The organism is Pseudomonas sp. GW821-FHT09D08 (assembly GCF_059416305.1).
The window spans coordinates 104,657-123,714 of sequence record NZ_JBWKOX010000014.1; the positions used below are offsets into that span (position 1 = coordinate 104,657).

Consider the following 19,058-nt stretch of genomic DNA (forward strand, 5'->3'; position numbering starts at 1 on the left):
CCCTGGACACGGGAGGCACCCTGCAAAAAAAATTGCGACATTGCCGCTTGTTTTATAAAAACACACGGAACCCTTGGAACGTGCCTAAACTCCAAACTGCGCGGGTTGGACTAATAACCGATCCCTAGGGCGCTATGAAGTGCCTGAACCCTTGTCCATTGGTTTGCACACAAAGAGAACAAAGCTATGAAACGGATCCTTCTCGGTACTCTCTTCACCGTCGTCTCCCTCAATGCAATGGCTGAAGCACCAGGTGGCCCGAACTGCGGTTGGGGCAACATGTTGTTCGAAGGCCAGCGCGGTACTCCAGCTCACTTCCTGGCTTCCACCACCAACGGTACTTCGGGTAACGCCACCTTCGGCATGACCTCGGGCACCAACGGTTGCAGCACCAACAGCGCGCTGACCTACGGCGGCAAGTCCTGGATTGCCATGAATGGCATGATGAACGAGCTGTCCGAAGACATGGCCAAGGGTAATGGCGAAGCACTGACCACCTACGCCGTGGTACTGGGCGTTGCTCCGGAAGATCGCGAGCACTTCGCTGCCGTGGCTCACGAACACTTCCAGCAAATCTTCAGCAAGGCCGATGTGACCGCTGAAGACGTGCACAACAACACCCTGGCTGTACTGAAAGGCGATGCCCGTCTGGCGAAATACGCTACCCAGGCTTAAGCTCGTCCTGCCCGCGCCTACCCAGGCGCGGGTTTTATTTTTGGACCCGCCTCTCCTTGGGTCTCTCTAATTTCCGACTTAAGTTGCCCCTATGCTCAAACGCTTTGCCTGGATGGCACTCTTTGCCTGCGCCCCGCTGTACGCGGCACCGCATCTTGATGATCAACGTTTGCAGCAACTGGCCAATGATCCGTTCTGGCTTTCTCTGGGCCATTACGAAGCTGGCAAAGTCAGTGGCTGGCGCAGCTATGTCAGTGAAAAGAAATTCTTCCTCGCCGCCGATGGCGCCCACCACCCGGATGCAGAACTCAAGGCCACCGTTGAAGCGCTTTACGCTCCGGCCAGCCTGGGTAAAAAACACGCCCAATGCGTTTACCCCGCACGTACCCGCTGGCTCAAGGATCAGTTGCACCTCACTGACCTGCCCGCCGTGGACTGCAAGGAATTCAAGCAATGGTTCAAGGACGTCGCGCCCCATAGCGCGGTGATGATCTTCCCGGCGGCCTACCTCAACAGCCCGTCGTCGATGTTCGGTCACACCCTGCTGCGTATCGACCAGGCCGACGTGCAGAGCAACAAGACTGCGCTGCTCAGCTACGCGATCAACTTCGGCGCCTATATCGAAGGCTCGGACAACAGCATCCTGTACGCCTGGAAAGGCCTGATGGGCGGCTACCCCGGCCTGTTCGCCCTGGTGCCCTACCAGGAAAAACTCTCCGAATACCGCAGCCTCGAAAACCGCGACCTGTGGGAATACCGCCTCAACCTCACCCAGGTCGAGACCGAGCGGATGGTCGAGCACGTGTGGGAACTCAAGCAGATCCAGTTCGACTACTTTTTCTTCGATGAAAACTGCTCCTATCGCCTGCTGGAACTGCTGCAAGTGGCCCGCCCCGGCCTGCGCCTGACCGAGCAATTCCCGCTCACCGCGATCCCCACCGACACGGTCAAGGCCGTGAAGGACGCGGGACTGGTGGAAAAGATCGACTACCGTCCCTCCCGCGAGCGCGAGTTGCTGGAGCGTGCCAAGCCGCTCGACAGCGACGAACAGCAATGGGTACTGAAAGTCAGCGACGACCAGCAGCAATTGCAGGCGCCAGCCTTCAAAGCATTGCCTCGCGACCGCCAGGCGCTGATCATCGACGCCGCCTACCGCCTGGGCCGCTACCGTGCCAATGGCCTCGAGCGCGACACCGCGCGCTCCCAACGCAGCTTCGAACTGCTGCGCGCGATCAACCAGAACCCCGCGCCCGACCTGACGATCACACCCCCCGGCCTGCCCGAAAACGGCCATGAATCGCGCACCTGGCAAGCCGGCCTCGGCACCCGTGGCGACAAGGCCTTCGGCGAATACGGCCTGCGCATGGCCTACCACGACCTAAACGACAACGCCGAAGGCTTCCCCCTCGGCGCCCAGATCGAAATCCTGCAGATGAAACTGCGCCAGTACGAAGGCAACCACTGGCAACTGCAGCAACTGGATCTGGCCACCATCCGCTCCCTGACCCCGCGCAACGCCTTGCTGCAGCCGTGGTCCTGGCAAGTTACCGGCGGCCTGGAGCGGGTACCCGGTAAACACGACGACGAAACCCTGGTCGCCCACGTCAACGGCGGCGCCGGCGGCACCTGGCAACTGCGCGACGACATGCTCGGCTTCGCCCTCGGCACCGTGCGCGTGGAACACAACAACGACTTCAACGAAGCCATCTCCCCCGCGGCCGGGTTCAATACCGGCGTGCTATGGAAAAACCCCCTGGGCAACTTGAGCCTGGAGGCTAAAGGGGACTTCTTCACCAATGGCGAGGTACGTCGTAGCCTCAGCCTGAACCAGCAGTGGGAACTGTCCCGCAACCTGGGCCTGCGCCTGAGTGCACAGCGCGAGTACAGCCACTTGTCGACGCCGGTGAATGAAGTGATGCTTGAGGTGAAGTGGTATCACTACTGACTAACACCTTTTGTCAGCATTGCCCGCACCATCAGGAGTTCATTCGACATGGCCGTTACCTGCACCACCCTTGAAGAAGTTCGAAACAACATCGACCGCCTCGACCAGCAAATCGTCACCCTGCTGGCCGAACGCGGCCGCTACGTCTCCCAGGCGGCACGCTTCAAAAAAGACACCGATGGCGTCAAGGCCCCGCAGCGGGTCGAGCAGGTGATCGCCAAGGTGCGGGATCTGGCGCAGACCGTGGGCGCCAACCCCGAGGTGACCGAGCAGGTCTATCGCGCAATGATCGAGGCGTTTATCCAGCAGGAATTGGCGGATCATGCGGCCCTGGCGACCAACCAGGCGACATAGGCCCTTGTGGTGAGGGCGCCAACGACTTCGGCGCCCACCGCTCGATCTCATCGCACTCCACACCTTTCTCACACCCCTTTCACACCTCCCCGACAAATCCCTATCTAGACTTCTCCTATCAGCCGTGAAGCGGCCAGGGAGCAAGCAATGTGGCGGTATGCAGTAATGCTGTGTGCGGTGGTGTGGCTATCGGGTTGCCAGTCAACCCATCAGGAATTGCTGGCCCGGGGCTATCCGCCCGCCTTTGCCGATGGTTTTGACGATGGGTGCAGCAGCGGTCGCCAGGCGGCGGGGGTGATCACCGGGGTGTTTCGCAAAAACGTGCCGCGTTACCTGAAAGACCGGGTCTACGCCGAAGGCTGGGAGGATGGTTTTCGCCAGTGCAAGGCCATGCGCGAGAACGAGGAGCTGCGCGACTACAAGGACAATCACTGGGATGAGCGTGAACGCGCCTGGCAACAGGAGAAGAACCGGGATGCTGCGCGGGCCTATCGCTCGCAATAGGTCGCTTTCAGACATCCATCGAAACTAAAGCGCGGCGAACATGGCCCAAGCTCCATAGAGGGAGAACGTCATGAGCCGAGCTTTTGTAAATGAGGACAACGCCGCCGCCCAGGCCGATCAGCCGGTGGAGCGCCAGGTCAGTGAGCAGCCCAATCGCCTGACCGCGCAAGGGTTGGCGCAATTGCAGGCCAAGGTTGCGCAGCTACAGGTCGCGCACAGCGCCGAGTCCGCCAAGGGCGAACAGGCCGATAAGCAGCGCCAGGCCGACCTTGAGCGGGATTTGCGCTACTTCAACCAGCGCGTGCAGAGCGCCCAGGTGGTGGCGCCCGCTACGTCTACCGACAAGGTGCAGATCGGCAGCTGGGTGACGTTCGCCAATGAGCATGACGAGCAGCAGCGCATTCAATTGGTCGGGGAAGACCAGGCCGACGCCAGCGCCGGCCTGATCAACTGGGGCTCGCCCCTGGGCCGTGCCTTGCTGGGCGCCCAGGAGGGTGACGAGGTGCTGTGGAAGCGCCCCGTCGGCGACCAGTTGATCGAGGTGCTGCGCATCGAGGCCGAGGCTTAGACGATGCCCTGGGCCAGCATCGCGTCGGCAACCTTGACGAAGCCCGCAATGTTCGCGCCCTTCACGTAGTTGATCCGACCGTTCTCTTCACCGTAGTGCACACAGGCATGGTGGATCGACTGCATGATGTTGTGCAGCTTGCTGTCCACTTCACCGGCGGTCCACAACAGGCGCATGGCGTTCTGCGACATCTCCAGGCCGCTCACGGCGACGCCGCCGGCATTCGATGCCTTGCCCGGCGCAAACAGGGTGCCCGCCTCGATAAAGATATCCACAGCCTCAAGGGTGGTCGGCATGTTGGCGCCTTCGGCCACGCAGATGCAGCCGTTGCGCAGCAGCGTGCGGGCCGCTTCGGCGTCGAGTTCGTTCTGGGTAGCGCATGGCAGGGCAATGTCGCAGGCCAGCTCCCAAGGGGTCTTACCGGCGCGGAACTCCAGGCCGTAACGGCCGGCCAGTTCGCTGATGCGCCCGCGCTGCACGTTTTTCAGCTCCAGCAGCGCCGACCATTGTTCCTCGGTCAAGCCGCTTTCGGCGTAGAGCGTGCCTTCGGAGTCGGACAGGGAAATCACCTTGCCGCCCAGGTCCATGACCTTGCGCGCCGCGTATTGGGCGACGTTGCCGGAGCCGGAGACCGCCACGCGCTTGCCTTCCACTCGCAGACCGTCGCGCTTGAGCATTTCTTCGGCGAAGTACACACACCCGAACCCAGTGGCTTCCGGGCGGATCAGGCTGCCGCCGTAGGTCATGCCCTTGCCGGTGAGCACGGAGGTGAATTGGTTGCTCAGGCGCTTGTACTGGCCGAACAGGAAGCCAATTTCACGGGCGCCCACGCCGATGTCGCCGGCCGGCACGTCCACGTCTGCGCCAATATGGCGGTACAACTCGCTCATGAACGCCTGGCAGAAGCGCATGACTTCGGCATCGCTCTTGCCTTTGGGATCAAAATCCGAGCCGCCCTTGCCGCCGCCCATGGGCAGCGAGGTCAGGGAATTCTTGAAGGTCTGCTCGAAGGCGAGGAACTTCAGCACCCCCAGGTTTACCGACGGATGGAAACGCAGGCCGCCCTTGTAGGGGCCGATGGCGCTGTTCATCTGGATACGAAAGCCGCGGTTGACCTGGACCTTGCCGTGATCATCCACCCACGACACCCGAAAGGTAATCGCACGCTCCGGCTCGCAGATACGCTCCAGAATGCCCGAGGCCAGGTAGTGGGGATTGGCTTCAAGAAACGGCCACAGGCTGCGTAGGACTTCTTCTACGGCCTGGTGGAATTCCGGCTGGTCAGGGTCGCGTTTTTTCAGGCGGGCAAGGAAGGATTCGACGGATTCGATCATGAGAAGTCTCGGCAAATTGATTGTTTTTAAATGAGATTGAGCCGGACTTTATCAATTCATGCCGCACCGCGACAGGGCAAAATGTCGCTTTTGTGAATTTAAATGGTGCATTAGATATAAATAAACCCAGGAAAAAGGGATTTATCGCACTTAAAAGGGGATTGCCAAGGCAGGTTATGCACCAGCAGGGAAAAAGCTATCGGGGGCAAGCCCCCTCCCACTTTTGATCGGTGTGGGTCAGGAAAAATGTACAAAAAAAAACGGAGTCCGAGGACTCCGCTTTTTTCACACCAGCCGGATCAGGCCAGTTTTTTGTGGCGCACACGGTGCGGCTGGGCAGCCGCTTCGCCCAAACGCTTTTTACGGTCCGCTTCGTACTCGGTGTAGTTGCCTTCGAAGAACACCGCTTGCGAGTCGTCTTCGTACGCCAGGATGTGGGTCGCGACGCGGTCAAGGAACCACCGATCGTGAGAGATCACAATGGCGGCGCCCGGGAAGTCCAGCAGGGCTTCTTCCAGGGAACGCAGGGTTTCAACGTCGAGATCGTTGGACGGTTCGTCGAGCAGCAGGACGTTGCCGCCCTCTTTCAGGGTCAGGGCCAGGTGCAAACGACCGCGCTCACCACCGGACAGGTCCTTGACGAACTTCTGCTGGTCGCCGCCCTTGAAGTTGAAACGGCCGACGTAGGTGCGCGACGGGATTTCATAGTTGCCGATGCGGATCTGGTCGGAACCGTCGGAAATTTGCTGGAACACAGTCTTGCTGCCATCCAGGTCTTCGCGGCTCTGGTCCACACAGGCCAGTTGCACGGTTTCACCGATTTCGATGCTGCCCGAATCCGGCGTTTCCTTGCCCATCAGCATGCGGAACAGGGTGGATTTACCCGCACCGTTACCACCAATGACGCCGACGATCGCGCCTTTTGGCATGGAGAACGACAGGTTGTCGATCAGCACGCGGTCGCCATAGCCTTTGCACACGTTCTTGAACTCGATGACCTTGTCACCCAGGCGCGGGCCGGCCGGGATGTAGATCTCGTTGGTTTCGCTGCGCTTCTGGAATTCCTGCGACTGCATTTCTTCGAAGCGTTGCAGACGTGCCTTGGATTTGGACTGGCGGGCCTTGGCGCCTTTTCGTACCCACTCCAGTTCTTCCTTCATGGCTTTTTCGTGGGCCGATTGCTGCTTGGATTCGGCAGCCAGACGGTCGGACTTGGCTTCCAGCCAACCGGAGTAGTTGCCCTCGTAAGGGATACCGGCGCCACGGTCAAGCTCGAGGATCCAGCCGGCAACGTTGTCGAGGAAGTAGCGGTCGTGCGTGATCGCAACCACGGTGCCCGGGAAATCGTGCAGGAAGTGCTCCAGCCAGGCGACGGAGTCGGCGTCCAGGTGGTTGGTCGGCTCGTCGAGCAGCAGCATGTCGGGCGCCGACAGCAGCAGGCGGCACAGGGCCACGCGACGTTTTTCACCACCGGACAGATGTTCGACCTTGGCGTCCCACGCCGGCAGGCGCAGCGCATCGGCGGCGACTTCCAGCTGGCGCTCCAGGTTGTGACCGTCGCCGGCCTGCAGGATGGCTTCGAGCTTGGCTTGTTCAGCGGCCAGCTTGTCGAAGTCGGCGTCCGGTTCGGCGTAGGCGGCGTAGACCTCGTCCAGGCGGGCCTGGGCGTCCTTGATCACGCTGACGGCTTCTTCGACCACTTCACGCACGGTCTTGGTCGGGTCCAGGATCGGCTCCTGGGGCAGGTAACCGATGTTCAGTTCCGGCATCGGGCGGGCTTCGCCTTCGAACTCGGTGTCGACGCCGGCCATGATTTTCAGCAGCGTGGACTTACCCGAACCGTTGAGGCCGAGCACGCCGATCTTGGCGCCGGGGAAGAAGGACAGCGAAATATTTTTCAGGATTTCCCGCTTCGGAGGGACAACTTTTCCCAGCCGATGCATGGTGAAGACGTATTGAGCCATGGTGAACCTAGCGTCAGTGACTGATGAATTAAGCGGGCGAAGCCCGTGCCAGGCCATGCGCCGCGCGGGCCGTTGACTATCATCAATGCCAGCGAGCGGAAAAAGCCTGAATGTCTGGGGCTGGAACGCCCCCGCGTAACCGGCAAAGCTACCTGAATGCGCTTGGTCAGTCCAGCCAAGCGGGGCTGGCACTTTGCCACAAGTCAAGGCATGCTAGCCGCCCTCCGGGCGTCCGGCTTATAGTGCACGTCGCGCGCCAGTCCAGCCAAACCGCAGGATCACAGCTTGTCCAAAGTCACGCCGCCAACGCCCTTGCGCGCCGCTCATGTAGCGCCGGGAACGCCCCTGCACGGCACCCTCAAAGGCGCATTGGCGACGCTTGTCCTCCTGCTGCTCGCATTATTGTTCTGGCAACTGCTGGACCAGTTGCAGCAAAACCAGAAAAACCAACAGCAATACACCATCGACTACAGCGCCGACCTGGCTGAACAGATCAGCCTGAACATGGCCCTGAGCGCAAAAATTGCCCTTAACCTGCTACCGATGGTCGAGCCGCCACGCGATATCGAACAGCAGCAGGCCTTGACGCGCACGTTGCAGCGCTCGCTGCCGGAACTGCGCAGTATCGCCCTGCTGGCGCCCAGCGGCGCGATGATCAGCGACAGCGCCAATGACAGCCAGGACAGCGCCTGGCTGGAAGAGTTGGTGCAGCGCAGCCACGGCCAACCCTACTACCTGAGCAATAACAACGACGGCACCCTCATCTATCTGTTGCTGCACCAGCCCAGCGGCGACTCAAGGATGTACTGGGCGCTGCGCCTGGCACCCGAGTACCTGGTCAACCTGACCCGCCAGGACAGCCAGGGCCAACGGCCGATGTGGGCCATCGAGAATCGCCTGAACCACCGAGTGGTCAGCCGTGACAGCGGTATGCCGGCGCAATGGGCCGGCGCCCTGACCCCGGATGACCTGAATAAAAGCGTGCTGGTCACGCCCCTGAGCAAAAGCGACTGGCAGTTGCGCGGGATGTTCGACCGCGCAGCCGTGCTGGAACAACTGCTGCCGGCGTTTATCGGTAAATGCCTGCTGGGCCTGGCCTTCTCGCTGATCCCCGTGATCGTGCTGCTGAATATGCGTCGCCGCCAGCGCCAGGTGCATGAAGGCCGGCGTCGGTATCAGGATATTTTCGAAGGCACCGGCGTCGCCCTGTGCGTACTTGACCTGTCGGGCCTGAATGCATTCTTTGGCAAGGTGCACTTGCAGACCCGCGAGCAACTGCACGCCTGGCTGCAAAGCTCCCCCGAGGAATGCCGGCAGTTGCTCACCGAACTGCGCATCACCGAGATCAACCAGGTGGCGGTGAGCCTGCTCAGAGTGGGCTCCTGCGAGGAAGCGTGGGAGCGGCTGATCGATGATTGCCCGCGCAACACCACGTCCATCGGGCATCAGATACTCGAAGCGGTCCTGACCCAACAGAATCAGCTTGAGTTGGAAATCCAGCTCAAGGATGTGGCCGGCAACGAACAGTACCTTTGGATGGTGATGCGCCTGCCGGAGCAGCAGGACGACTTCAAGGCGGTGATCCTCAGCATCAGCGACATCACCAGCCGCAAGCTGATCGAACTGTCGCTGGTGGAACGCGAAAGCTTCTGGTCGGACGTGGTGCGTACCGTGCCCGACCACTTGTATGTGCAGGACGTGATCAGCCAGCGGATGATCTTCAGCAACCACCATCTGGGCCACACCCTCGGCTATACCAAGGCCGAACTGCAGCAAATGGGCGAGTATTTCTGGGAAATCCTGCTGCACCCCGAAGACGCCGAGCATTACCACGATTTGCGCCAGCAGCAACGCCAGGCCGGCTACGCGACGCAGTTGCACTGCCAGTTGCGCTTTCGCCATCGCAACAATCAATGGCGGCGCTTTGATATCCGCGAGCAGGCCCTGGCGCGGGACAAATCGGCGCAAGTCACGCGCATCATCGGTGTGGCCAAGGACATCACCGACCAGATCGAAGCCAGCGAGTCCCTGCGCGACAGCGAAAAGCGCTACCGCATGCTGGCCGAAAGCATCAGCGACGTGATCTGCTCCACCGACAGCCAACTGGCCCTCAACTACATCAGCCCGTCGGTCAACGCCGTGCTGGGTTACGACGTGGATTGGGTATTCAAGAACGGCTGGCAGTCGATCATCGCCAACCCGCAGCAACTGACCGGCATCTATAGCTTGCTGGAACAGGTCAGCCGGGCGCTGGGCGATCCCGACGCGCTGAACAGACTCCGCGATCAAGTGCAGACCCAATTGTTCCTGTTCGACTGCCTGCGCGCCGACGGCCGCAAGGTGCCGATCGAGCTGCGCCTGGTGCTGGTGTGGGATGAGCACGGCGCCTTCGAAGGCGTCCTCGGCGTGGGCCGCGATATCAGTCAGCAACGCCGCGCGGAAAAAGACCTGCGCATGGCCGCCACCGTATTCGAACACTCCACGTCGGCGATCCTGATCACCGACCCGGCCGGTTATATCGTGCAGGCCAACGAGGCGTTCAGCCGGGTCAGCGGTTATGCAGTGAGTGACGTACTCGACCAGTTGCCGAACATGCTCACCGTCGACGAACAACAGGAAGCCCACCTGCGCTACGTGCTCAAGCAATTGCACCAGCACAGCACCTGGGAAGGTGAAGTGTGGCTCAAGCGCCGCAACGGCGAGCACTACCCGGCCTGGGTCGGCATTACGGCGGTGTTCGACGACGAAGGCGACCTGGCGAGTTATGTGTGTTTCTTCAGTGATATCAGCGAACGCAAGGCCAGCGAACAGCGCATCCACCGCCTGGCCTACTACGACGCCCTGACCCACCTGCCCAACCGCACGCTGTTCCAGGACCGCCTGCACACCGCGCTGCAATCAGCCGAACGGCAGAAGTCGTGGGTGGTGCTGATGTTCCTTGACCTCGACCGTTTCAAGCCGATCAACGACTCCCTGGGCCACGCCGCCGGCGACCGTATGCTCAAGGAAATGGCGACCCGCCTGCTCGGTTGCGTGGCCGAAGACGACACCGTGGCACGCATGGGCGGCGACGAGTTCACGTTGCTGCTGCAACCACGGGTCAACCGCGAAATGGCGCTGAACCGCGCGATCCATGTGGCCGAGCAGATCCTCGCCAGCCTGGTGAAGCCCTTCGTGCTGGAGGGTCGCGAGTTCTTTGTGACCGCCAGTATCGGCATCGCACTCAGCCCCCAGGACGGTAACGAGCTGAGCCAGTTGATGAAAAACGCCGACACAGCGATGTATCACGCCAAGGAACGCGGCAAGAACAACTTCCAGTTCTACCAGGCCGATATGAACGCCAGCGCCCTGGAACGCCTGGAACTGGAAAGCGACCTGCGCCACGCCCTGGAGCAGGACGAATTCGTACTCTATTACCAGCCGCAGTTCAGCGGCGACGGCAAACGTCTGACCGGTGCCGAGGCGCTGCTGCGCTGGCGCCACCCACGCCGTGGACTGGTGCCGCCGGGGGACTTCATTCCGGTGCTCGAAGAGCTGGGCCTGGTGGTGGACGTGGGCGACTGGGTGATCAGCGAAGCCTGTCGCCAGCTCAAGACCTGGCACCAGAACAAGGTGCGGGTGCCGAAAGTCTCGGTGAACATCTCTGCGCGGCAGTTCTCCGACGGCCAACTGGGCACGCGCATCGCCACCATCCTCAAGGACACCGGCCTGCCGCCGGCGTGCCTGGAACTGGAGCTGACCGAAAGTATCCTGATGCGCGAAGTCAACGAAGCCATGCACATCCTCGACAGCCTGAAAAACCTGGGCCTGAGCATCGCGGTGGACGACTTCGGCACCGGTTATTCGTCCCTCAACTACCTCAAGCAATTCCCCATCGACGTGCTGAAAATCGACCGCACCTTCGTCGATGGCCTGCCCTCCGGCGAACAGGATGCGCAAATCGCCCGCGCCATTATCGCCATGGCCCACAGCCTCAACCTGGCGGTGATTGCCGAAGGTGTGGAAACCCATGAGCAGTTGGACTTCCTGCGCGAGCATGGTTGCGACGAGGTGCAGGGGTATCTGTTCGGGCGGCCGATGCCGGCACATCGGTTCGAGGCGCAGTTCAGCAATGATGCGCTGTTCATGTTCGATTGAGCGGTGTGATGAGGCCGGCACAGTCACCGCCCATCCCGAGATGAGCCCCACTTGTCCGCGACATGATGTCCTTTCATATGCCATCTAAAACCCATTGGGTTAGAATGCCCTCCTTTTCTGCCCCCGATCCTTGAGGACCGCCATGTTCAGCCGTGATTTGACTATTGCCAAGTACGACGCCGATCTCTTCGCCGCCATGGAGCAAGAAGCCGTGCGCCAGGAAGAGCACATTGAGCTGATCGCTTCGGAAAACTACACCAGCCCTGCGGTGATGGAGGCTCAAGGTTCGGTTCTGACCAACAAGTACGCCGAAGGCTACCCAGGCAAGCGCTACTACGGTGGCTGCGAGTACGTCGACGTGGTTGAGCAACTGGCCATCGACCGTGCAAAAGAACTGTTCGGCGCCGATTACGCCAACGTCCAGCCACACGCCGGCTCCCAAGCCAACAGCGCCGTGTACCTGGCCCTGCTGCAAGGCGGCGACACCATCCTGGGCATGAGCCTGGCCCACGGTGGTCACCTGACCCACGGCGCCAGCGTTTCCTCCTCCGGCAAGCTGTACAACGCCGTTCAGTACGGTATCGATGCCAACGGCCTGATCGACTACGACGAAGTCGAGCGCCTGGCGGTCGAGCACAAGCCAAAAATGATCGTGGCCGGTTTCTCTGCCTACTCGCAGATCCTCGACTTCCCACGCTTCCGCGCCATCGCCGACAAGGTGGGCGCCTACCTGTTCGTCGACATGGCTCACGTAGCCGGTCTGGTCGCCGCTGGCGTCTACCCGAACCCTGTGCCTTTCGCTGACGTGGTGACCACCACCACCCACAAGACCCTGCGCGGTCCACGTGGCGGCCTGATCCTGGCGCGTGCCAACGCCGAGATCGAGAAAAAGCTGAACTCCGCCGTATTCCCGGGCGCCCAGGGTGGCCCACTGGAACACGTGATCGCTGCCAAGGCGATCTGCTTCAAGGAAGCCCTGCAGCCTGAGTTCAAGACCTACCAGCAACAAGTGGTGAAAAACGCCCAGGCCATGGCCGGCGTGTTCATCGAGCGCGGTTTTGACGTGGTGTCCGGCGGTACTGAAAACCACCTGTTCCTGCTGTCCCTGATCAAGCAGGACATTTCCGGTAAAGATGCTGACGCCGCCCTGGGCAAAGCCTTCATCACCGTGAACAAAAACTCCGTGCCGAACGACCCACGTTCGCCGTTCGTCACCTCCGGCCTGCGCTTCGGCACCCCGGCTGTGACCACTCGTGGCTTCAAGGAAGCAGAGTGCAAGGAACTGGCCGGCTGGATCTGCGACATCCTGGCGGACCTGAACAACGAAGCCGTGATCGACGCGGTACGTGAGAAGGTCAAGGCCATCTGCAAGAAGCTGCCGGTATACGGCGCGTAATACAAAGAAGCCCACTGTAGGAGCGAGCTTGCTCGCGAAAAACGTCAACGATAACGCGTGCATCTTGGGTGCACGCGTTGCCTGTGAGTTCTTCGCGAGCAAGCTCGCTCCTACAGGTGGGCTTTTTTATGCCTGATAGACCCGCTCAAAGCCTTCTCGGATCTTGTCCTCCGGCAATTCATCGGCAATAAACACGATCACACTCTCCCGCGCCTCACCCTCGGCCCACTCGGTATCCCAGTCGAAACCATAGAGCTTGAGCACGCCCTGGAACACCATGCGGCGGTCTTCGCCGGCAATATTGAGCACGCCCTTGTAGCGCAGCAGCTGCTTGCCATGGTCTTCCAGCAGTTCGTTCATGAACTCACTGAGCCGGTCGATATCCAGCGGCTGGTCGGTGCGCAGCACCAGGCTGGATATACGGTCGATGGACGGCGCCTTGCTCACCGGGCGCAGGCTCATGCCGGCGTTGAGATTGAAGCCGCGCACATCGAGCAGTTCGGCCAGATCAATCTTGCCGTGCTCGACCACGCGAATCGGCGCGCGGCGGTTGATGCGTGTGAGGCGTTCACTGAGTGCTTCGAAGGTAGCGTCATCCACCAGGTCTCGCTTGCTCACCAGCAGCCGGTCGGCAAAACCGATCTGCGCCTGGGCGATGGTCTGGGTCAGGTGATGCTCGGCGTGGGCGGCGTCCACCAGGGTGATGATGCCGTCGAGGATGTAGCGCTCGCGCAGTTCTTCATCGATGAAAAAGGTCTGGGCCACCGGCGCCGGGTCGGCCAGGCCGGTACACTCGATCACCAGGCGGTCAAAGGCGATCTCACCGCTGTCCAGGCGCTCGAGCAACAGATACAGGGCCTTGGTCAGGTCGGTGTGGATGGTGCAGCACACGCAGCCGTTGGACAGGGTCATGACTTGCACCGGTTCTTCGCCCAGCAATTGGGTGTCGATACCGGCGTCGCTGAATTCGTTTTCGATCACGGCAATTTTCAGCCCGTGCTCTGCCTTGAGCAGATGGCGCAGCAAGGTGGTCTTGCCCGCGCCGAGAAAGCCGCTGAGAACGGTGACTGGAATGGGAGAGGACAAAAGAAATTCTCCTTAAAGGAACACAGAAACAAATGTGGGAGGGGGCTTGCCCCCGATAGCAGTGTGTCAGGCACTGATCTGTCACTGACACACCGCTATCGGGGCAAGCCCCCTCCCACAGGGAGTTGCGTTAAATCAACAGCACTTGGGCCCACCCTTGCCGCCGTAACGGGCCTCCTGGCGTTCCCGGAAGAACGCCTTGTAGTCCATCATCGGCTTGTCCGGGTGCTTGGTTTGCATATGCTCGACGTACGTGTCGTAGTCGGGCATGCCGACCATCAGGCGCGCGGCCTGACCGAGGTATTTACCGAGGCGACTGATGTCATTGAACATGCTTGCAATCCTCGATTATGCGTCCGGTACTGCCTGGAACGGGGCTTCTTTATCCGTACGCTCTTTGTTGCCCCAGGCAGCGACGCCGACCTTGAGCGCATAGAACAGGATGCTGAACACCACGAACAGGAACAGCACAGTCAGCGTTGCGTTGGTGTAGGCGTTCCAGATCACGTGCTGCATCTGGTCCACGCTCTTGGCCGGGGCCAGGATCTGGCCGTTCGCCAGGGCATCACTGTACTTCTTCGCCAGCGACAGGAAGCCGATCGCCGGGTTGGCGTCGAACAGCTTGATGAAGCCCGCGGTGGTGGTGCAGATCAGCAGCCAGACCGCCGGCAGCATGGTCACCCAGATGTAGCGCTGGCGCTTCATTTTGATCAGCACAACGGTGGCGAGCATCAGCGCGATACCGGCCAGCATCTGGTTGGAGATACCGAACAGCGGCCACAAGGTGTTGATGCCGCCCAGCGGGTCGATCACGCCCTGGTACAGCAGGTAACCCCACATGGCGACGCAACCGGCGGTCGCGATCAGGTTGGCGGTCCAGGACTCGGTGCGCTTGAGCGCCGGTACGAAGGAGCCGAGCAAGTCCTGAAGCATGAAGCGACCGGCACGGGTGCCCGCATCGACGGCAGTCAGGATAAACAGCGCTTCGAACAGGATCGCAAAGTGGTACCAGAACGCCATGGTGTTTTCACCCGGCAACACACTGTGCAGGATCTGCGCGATACCCACCGCCAACGTCGGCGCACCACCGGCACGCGCGAGGATGGTGGTTTCACCGATGTCATGGGCCACCGCCGACAACGCCTCGGGGGTAATTGCAAAACCCCAGCTGCTGACGGTTTGTGCCACGGTCACCACGTCGGTGCCGACGATTGCCGCCGGACTGTTCATGGCGAAGTACACGCCTGGCTCGATCACCGAAGCGGCAACCATCGCCATGATCGCCACGAAGGACTCCATCAGCATGCCGCCGTAACCGATGTAACGGGCGTGGCTTTCATTGGCCAGCAGCTTGGGCGTGGTGCCCGAGGAAATCAGCGCGTGGAAGCCCGAAACCGCGCCACAGGCAATGGTGATGAACAGGAACGGGAACAGGCCGCCCTTCCATACCGGGCCGGTACCGTCGATGAACTGGGTCAGCGCCGGCATTTTCAGGTCGGGCATGGTCACCAGGATGCCGATCGCCAGGGCGATGATGGTGCCGATCTTCAAGAAGGTAGAAAGGTAGTCACGTGGCGCGAGGATCAGCCAGACCGGCAGTACCGCCGCCACGAAACCGTAGCCGATCAGCATCCAGGTGATCTGGATCCCGGTGAAGGTGAAGGCCTTGGCCCAGACCGGATCAGCGGCGATCTGCCCGCCCAGCCAGATCGAACCGAGCAGCAACAGCACGCCGATGATGGAGATTTCACCGATACGGCCCGGGCGGATGTAGCGCATGTAGATGCCCATGAACATCGCAATCGGGATGGTCGCCATCACCGTGAAGATGCCCCATGGGCTCTCGGCCAGGGCCTTGACCACGATCAGCGCCAGCACCGCGAGGATGATGATCATGATCAGGAAGCAGCCGAACAGCGCGATGGTCCCCGGGATACGCCCCATCTCTTCGCGAACCATGTCGCCCAGGGAACGGCCATTACGACGGGTGGACAGGAACAGGACCATGAAGTCCTGCACCGCACCGGCCAGCACCACGCCGGCAATCAGCCAGAGCGTGCCGGGCAGGTAGCCCATTTGCGCCGCCAGTACCGGGCCGACCAGGGGACCTGCACCGGCAATCGCCGCAAAGTGGTGACCGAAAAGGATGTGTTTGTTGGTCGGCACATAGTCCAGACCGTCATTGTTGAGCACTGCGGGGGTGGCCCGCCGTGGATCGAGTTGCATCACATTATTAGCGATGAACAGGCTGTAGTAGCGATAAGCAACCAGATAGATGGCCACGGCAGCGACCACGATCCACAAGGCGTTGATCGCCTCGCCTCGGCGCAAGGCTACTACGCCCAGGGCGCACGCTCCTACGATTGCCAGCACCAGCCAGGGTAGGTGGCGTAGCAGGCTATTATTATTTTTCATTTTTATATTCCAGCCAGGGTGGACAGAAAGGACAGCCATCCGGAGTTTAGCGCTACTGGCCTTAAAGGCCACCCCCCTACGTTGGTCTAGAGCCTTGCAGAGGCAAAAAAAGCAGAAAAAACCACCCGATGATGGCGCAGGGCTACAATCCTTTTATCCACAGAGGGTTTCACCATGACCGAGCAAGCGTCTGATCGCCGTCGTTTTCGCCGGATCGCCTTTGATGCCAAGACCGAACTTCGGCAAAACGGCAACGAATGGCCGGTGCAATTGGTGGATTTGTCGCTCAAGGGCCTGTTGGTGCAACGGCCTGAAGAGTGGAAGGGAAATAAGGCGCTGCCCTTTGACGTCGATATTCGTCTGGATCCAAAGGCCCATATAAAGATGCAGGTGAAGCTGACCCACGAGGATCCTGGCCAGTTGGGTTTCGTATGCCAATACATCGACCTGGACTCGATCAGCCACTTGCGGCGGCTGATCGAGCTGAACCTAGGCGATCAGGAAGAACTGGATCGGGAGCTGGCGGCGTTGCTGGAAGTGTGATGGCTCAGGGGAACGCGGTACGTGCGGGAAATTCGCTTTCCGTGTCCCAGTAGCCCTTCTTCTGACTTGAGGCGCTGTGCCACTGCCCGTCGACAAACCGATAAGTCTGATAACGGGTGGCAAAGTCATCCTCACCGTCGCCGTCCATAAATGACGACACCTGCAGCAGTTCATCCGCGCCGCCACTGACTGGCGTTGCGATCGTCCACGCAGCCTTGCCGGTATGAGCCAGGGTCAGCACCTGGACTTTGCCGTCGGCGCCCTGGTAACCCAGCGGTTTGAGTTGCTGCTTGCCAGGCAGCAACAGCTGCGTGGCAGGCCCGCTGTAGCTGCCCATGGGGGCGGTCTGGTCGATGGTCAAAAAATACACAGGTTCGGGCAGCCCTTTGAGCGGGGCTTTCTTGACTTCGGCCAACGGGTAGCCGAGGTCTTCGTGGGCTATCACCTCGCCCGAGGCCGATACCCACCGCACCTGGGCTTCGAGCAGCGGGTTGTCGACCAAATCGCCGGGCTCGTCGAACGAGTCTTCATCCAGCCCACTGCCCCAACTGTCCTTGTGCAGCTGGGCGCTGATGCGTTGGTCTTCGAGCACCTGCAACACACTGCCGTCCTGTGTCACCAGCGTTTGCGCCAGGCGATAGCCCGTTGGCAGTTGAGCCCACGCCACGGCGGGCAAGGCGGCCAAGGTGATAAACAGGGCGACGACACCCCAGCGATTCGATCGTTGCATGGCGTCCATCCCTGAGTTATTCGAAAAGTGCATCCAACGCCTGTTCCAGGCGCGTGACCCCAATCACCTGCAATCCAGGTGGCATTTCCTTCGGCGCATTGCCCTTGGGCACAATCGCGCGTTTGAAGCCGTGCTTGGCCGCTTCCTTCAAGCGTTCCTGACCGCTCGGCACCGGGCGCACTTCGCCCGACAGGCCCACTTCACCAAATACCAGCAGGTCGTGGGGCAATGGCCGGTTACGCAGGCTGGACATCACCGCCGCCATCAACGCCAGGTCGGACGCGGTTTCCAACACCTTGACCCCGCCGACCACGTTGAGGAACACGTCCTGGTCGTGGGTCGGGATCCCCCCATGACGGTGCAGCACCGCCAACAGCATCGCCAGGCGGTTTTGATCCAGGCCCAGCGTGACGCGGCGTGGGTTGGCCAGATGGCTGTCATCCACCAGCGCCTGGACTTCCACCAGCATCGGCCGGGTGCCTTCCCACGTTGCCATGACCACGCTGCCCGGGACTTCTTCCTGGGCACGGGTCAGGAAAATCGCCGAGGGGTTGGAGACCTCCTTCAGCCCCCGGTCAGTCATGGCGAACACACCCAGTTCGTTCACCGCACCGAAGCGGTTCTTCACCGCCCGCAGCAAGCGCAAGCGGCCATCGGACTCGCCTTCGAAATACAGCACGGTATCGACCATATGCTCCAGCACCCGTGGCCCGGCCAGCGCGCCCTCTTTGGTCACATGACCGACCAGGAAGATCGCCGTGCCGCTCTGCTTGGCATAACGCACCAGCAGCGCCGCACTTTCGCGCACCTGGGATACACCACCCGGCGCTGATTGCAGTTGCTCGGTGAAAATCGTCTGGATCGAGTCGATCACCATGACCTTGGGTTTTTCGATCCGAGCCGTGGCGATGATGCTTTCGATGCAGGTTTCGGTCATGACCCGCAGTTGGTCCTGGGGCAAGCCGAGGCGACGGGCACGCATGGCCACCTGTTGCTGGGATTCTTCGCCGGTGACGTACAGCGCCGGCATGCGGCTGGCGATGCTGCACAGGGTTTGCAGCAGGATCGTCGACTTGCCGATGCCGGGGTCGCCGCCGATCAACACCACCGAACCATCCACCAGGCCGCCCCCCAGGACCCGATCCAGCTCACCGGAGGCCGTCGAGAAACGCGGGATCTCTTCAACGCTGACTTCCGCCAGGGTCTTGATCTGCGCCTGCTGCCCGGTCCAGCCGGCGCGGCCGGTGGGGGCCGAGGCGCCGCCGCTTTCGATCATGGTTTCAGTCAGGGTATTCCACGCACCACACTCGGTGCATTGGCCGGCCCACTTGGGAAAGGTCGCGCCGCACTCCGTGCAGCCGTACATGCGCTTGGCCTTTGCCATTTGAAAACCTCCAACCGAAAAAC

The 19,058-nt window shown here is 61.0% G+C and carries 15 protein-coding genes; 8 read left to right on the top strand and 7 right to left on the bottom strand.

What is annotated here, in order from left to right; all coding sequences use genetic code 11:
• The first annotated feature begins 186 nt into the window (after positions 1–186).
• The 5 genes from AC07OP_RS21705 (at position 187) to AC07OP_RS21725 (ending at position 4,046) form a co-directional block, all read left to right on the top strand.
• Positions 187–675 (top strand): DUF3015 domain-containing protein, encoded by a 489-nt coding sequence (locus AC07OP_RS21705; RefSeq protein WP_027605327.1) that lies wholly within the window; start codon positions 187–189, stop codon positions 673–675.
• 91 nt (positions 676–766) lie between these two features.
• Positions 767–2,620, top strand: a complete 1,854-nt coding sequence (locus AC07OP_RS21710) for an Lnb N-terminal periplasmic domain-containing protein (protein ID WP_495102430.1) — start codon at positions 767–769, stop codon at positions 2,618–2,620.
• 48 nt (positions 2,621–2,668) lie between these two features.
• Positions 2,669–2,974, top strand: coding sequence for a chorismate mutase (locus tag AC07OP_RS21715; RefSeq protein ID WP_495102429.1), 306 nt, complete (start codon positions 2,669–2,671; stop codon positions 2,972–2,974).
• 147 nt (positions 2,975–3,121) lie between these two features.
• Positions 3,122–3,478, top strand: a complete 357-nt coding sequence (locus AC07OP_RS21720) for a hypothetical protein (RefSeq protein ID WP_495102428.1) — start codon at positions 3,122–3,124, stop codon at positions 3,476–3,478.
• A 70-nt stretch (positions 3,479–3,548) separates the two neighbouring features.
• Positions 3,549–4,046 (top strand): GreA/GreB family elongation factor, encoded by a 498-nt coding sequence (locus AC07OP_RS21725; RefSeq protein WP_495102427.1) that lies wholly within the window; start codon positions 3,549–3,551, stop codon positions 4,044–4,046.
• Here the strand turns inward: AC07OP_RS21725 and gdhA are convergent.
• Positions 4,043–5,380 (bottom strand): NADP-specific glutamate dehydrogenase, encoded by a 1,338-nt coding sequence (gene gdhA / locus AC07OP_RS21730; RefSeq protein WP_495102426.1) that lies wholly within the window; start codon positions 5,378–5,380, stop codon positions 4,043–4,045. The two genes, AC07OP_RS21725 and gdhA, sit on opposite strands and share 4 nt — an antisense overlap.
• A 299-nt stretch (positions 5,381–5,679) precedes the next feature.
• A complete protein-coding gene (gene ettA, locus AC07OP_RS21735; RefSeq protein ID WP_027605320.1) occupies positions 5,680–7,344 on the bottom strand; it encodes an energy-dependent translational throttle protein EttA in 1,665 nt (554 codons plus the stop codon).
• 285 nt (positions 7,345–7,629) lie between these two features.
• Here ettA and AC07OP_RS21740 point away from each other — a divergent pair, with 285 nt between their 5' ends.
• Together AC07OP_RS21740 and glyA are read left to right on the top strand one after the other, a co-directional pair.
• Positions 7,630–11,481 carry a sensor domain-containing protein gene (locus AC07OP_RS21740; RefSeq protein WP_495102425.1) on the top strand — a complete coding sequence of 1,284 codons (3,852 nt, stop codon included), beginning with the start codon at positions 7,630–7,632 and terminating at the stop codon, positions 11,479–11,481.
• 142 nt (positions 11,482–11,623) lie between these two features.
• Positions 11,624–12,877, top strand: coding sequence for a serine hydroxymethyltransferase (glyA, locus tag AC07OP_RS21745; protein WP_027605318.1), 1,254 nt, complete (start codon positions 11,624–11,626; stop codon positions 12,875–12,877).
• A gap of 126 nt (positions 12,878–13,003) precedes the next feature.
• Here glyA and yjiA read toward each other — a convergent pair whose 3' ends face one another.
• From yjiA to AC07OP_RS21760, 3 genes are all read right to left on the bottom strand, one after another.
• Positions 13,004–13,963 carry a GTPase gene (yjiA, locus tag AC07OP_RS21750; protein WP_065924175.1) on the bottom strand — a complete coding sequence of 320 codons (960 nt, stop codon included), beginning with the start codon at positions 13,961–13,963 and terminating at the stop codon, positions 13,004–13,006.
• 135 nt (positions 13,964–14,098) lie between these two features.
• A complete protein-coding gene (locus AC07OP_RS21755) occupies positions 14,099–14,296 on the bottom strand; it encodes a YbdD/YjiX family protein (RefSeq protein ID WP_003176208.1) in 198 nt (65 codons plus the stop codon).
• A 15-nt stretch (positions 14,297–14,311) separates the two neighbouring features.
• The gene (locus tag AC07OP_RS21760; protein ID WP_027605316.1) at positions 14,312–16,378 is read right to left on the bottom strand and encodes a carbon starvation CstA family protein; all 2,067 of its coding nucleotides are present in this window, start codon (positions 16,376–16,378) and stop codon (positions 14,312–14,314) included.
• Between the two features lie 174 nt (positions 16,379–16,552).
• Here AC07OP_RS21760 and AC07OP_RS21765 point away from each other — a divergent pair, with 174 nt between their 5' ends.
• Entirely contained in the window at positions 16,553–16,921 is a 369-nt protein-coding gene (locus AC07OP_RS21765) for a PilZ domain-containing protein (RefSeq protein ID WP_027605315.1), read from the top strand.
• 4 nt (positions 16,922–16,925) lie between these two features.
• On the opposite strand, the gene AC07OP_RS21770 is transcribed toward AC07OP_RS21765, so the two are convergent.
• Together AC07OP_RS21770 and radA are read right to left on the bottom strand one after the other, a co-directional pair.
• Positions 16,926–17,651, bottom strand: coding sequence for a hypothetical protein (locus tag AC07OP_RS21770; RefSeq protein ID WP_495102424.1), 726 nt, complete (start codon positions 17,649–17,651; stop codon positions 16,926–16,928).
• Between the two features lie 16 nt (positions 17,652–17,667).
• Positions 17,668–19,035 carry a DNA repair protein RadA gene (gene radA, locus AC07OP_RS21775; RefSeq protein ID WP_024077502.1) on the bottom strand — a complete coding sequence of 456 codons (1,368 nt, stop codon included), beginning with the start codon at positions 19,033–19,035 and terminating at the stop codon, positions 17,668–17,670.
• Positions 19,036–19,058 lie beyond the last annotated feature (23 nt).

Coding starts and splice junctions, on each gene's coding strand:
- ettA (WP_027605320.1), bottom strand. CDS start 7,344: ATGGCTCAATACGTCTTCACCATGCATCGGCTGGGAAAAGTTGTCCCT.
- AC07OP_RS21770 (WP_495102424.1), bottom strand. CDS start 17,651: ATGCAACGATCGAATCGCTGGGGTGTCGTCGCCCTGTTTATCACCTTG.
- radA (WP_024077502.1), bottom strand. CDS start 19,035: ATGGCAAAGGCCAAGCGCATGTACGGCTGCACGGAGTGCGGCGCGACC.
- gdhA (WP_495102426.1), bottom strand. CDS start 5,380: ATGATCGAATCCGTCGAATCCTTCCTTGCCCGCCTGAAAAAACGCGAC.
- AC07OP_RS21715 (WP_495102429.1), top strand. CDS start 2,669: ATGGCCGTTACCTGCACCACCCTTGAAGAAGTTCGAAACAACATCGAC.
- AC07OP_RS21720 (WP_495102428.1), top strand. CDS start 3,122: ATGTGGCGGTATGCAGTAATGCTGTGTGCGGTGGTGTGGCTATCGGGT.
- AC07OP_RS21755 (WP_003176208.1), bottom strand. CDS start 14,296: ATGTTCAATGACATCAGTCGCCTCGGTAAATACCTCGGTCAGGCCGCG.
- AC07OP_RS21705 (WP_027605327.1), top strand. CDS start 187: ATGAAACGGATCCTTCTCGGTACTCTCTTCACCGTCGTCTCCCTCAAT.
- AC07OP_RS21725 (WP_495102427.1), top strand. CDS start 3,549: ATGAGCCGAGCTTTTGTAAATGAGGACAACGCCGCCGCCCAGGCCGAT.
- AC07OP_RS21765 (WP_027605315.1), top strand. CDS start 16,553: ATGACCGAGCAAGCGTCTGATCGCCGTCGTTTTCGCCGGATCGCCTTT.
- glyA (WP_027605318.1), top strand. CDS start 11,624: ATGTTCAGCCGTGATTTGACTATTGCCAAGTACGACGCCGATCTCTTC.
- AC07OP_RS21760 (WP_027605316.1), bottom strand. CDS start 16,378: ATGAAAAATAATAATAGCCTGCTACGCCACCTACCCTGGCTGGTGCTG.
- AC07OP_RS21710 (WP_495102430.1), top strand. CDS start 767: ATGCTCAAACGCTTTGCCTGGATGGCACTCTTTGCCTGCGCCCCGCTG.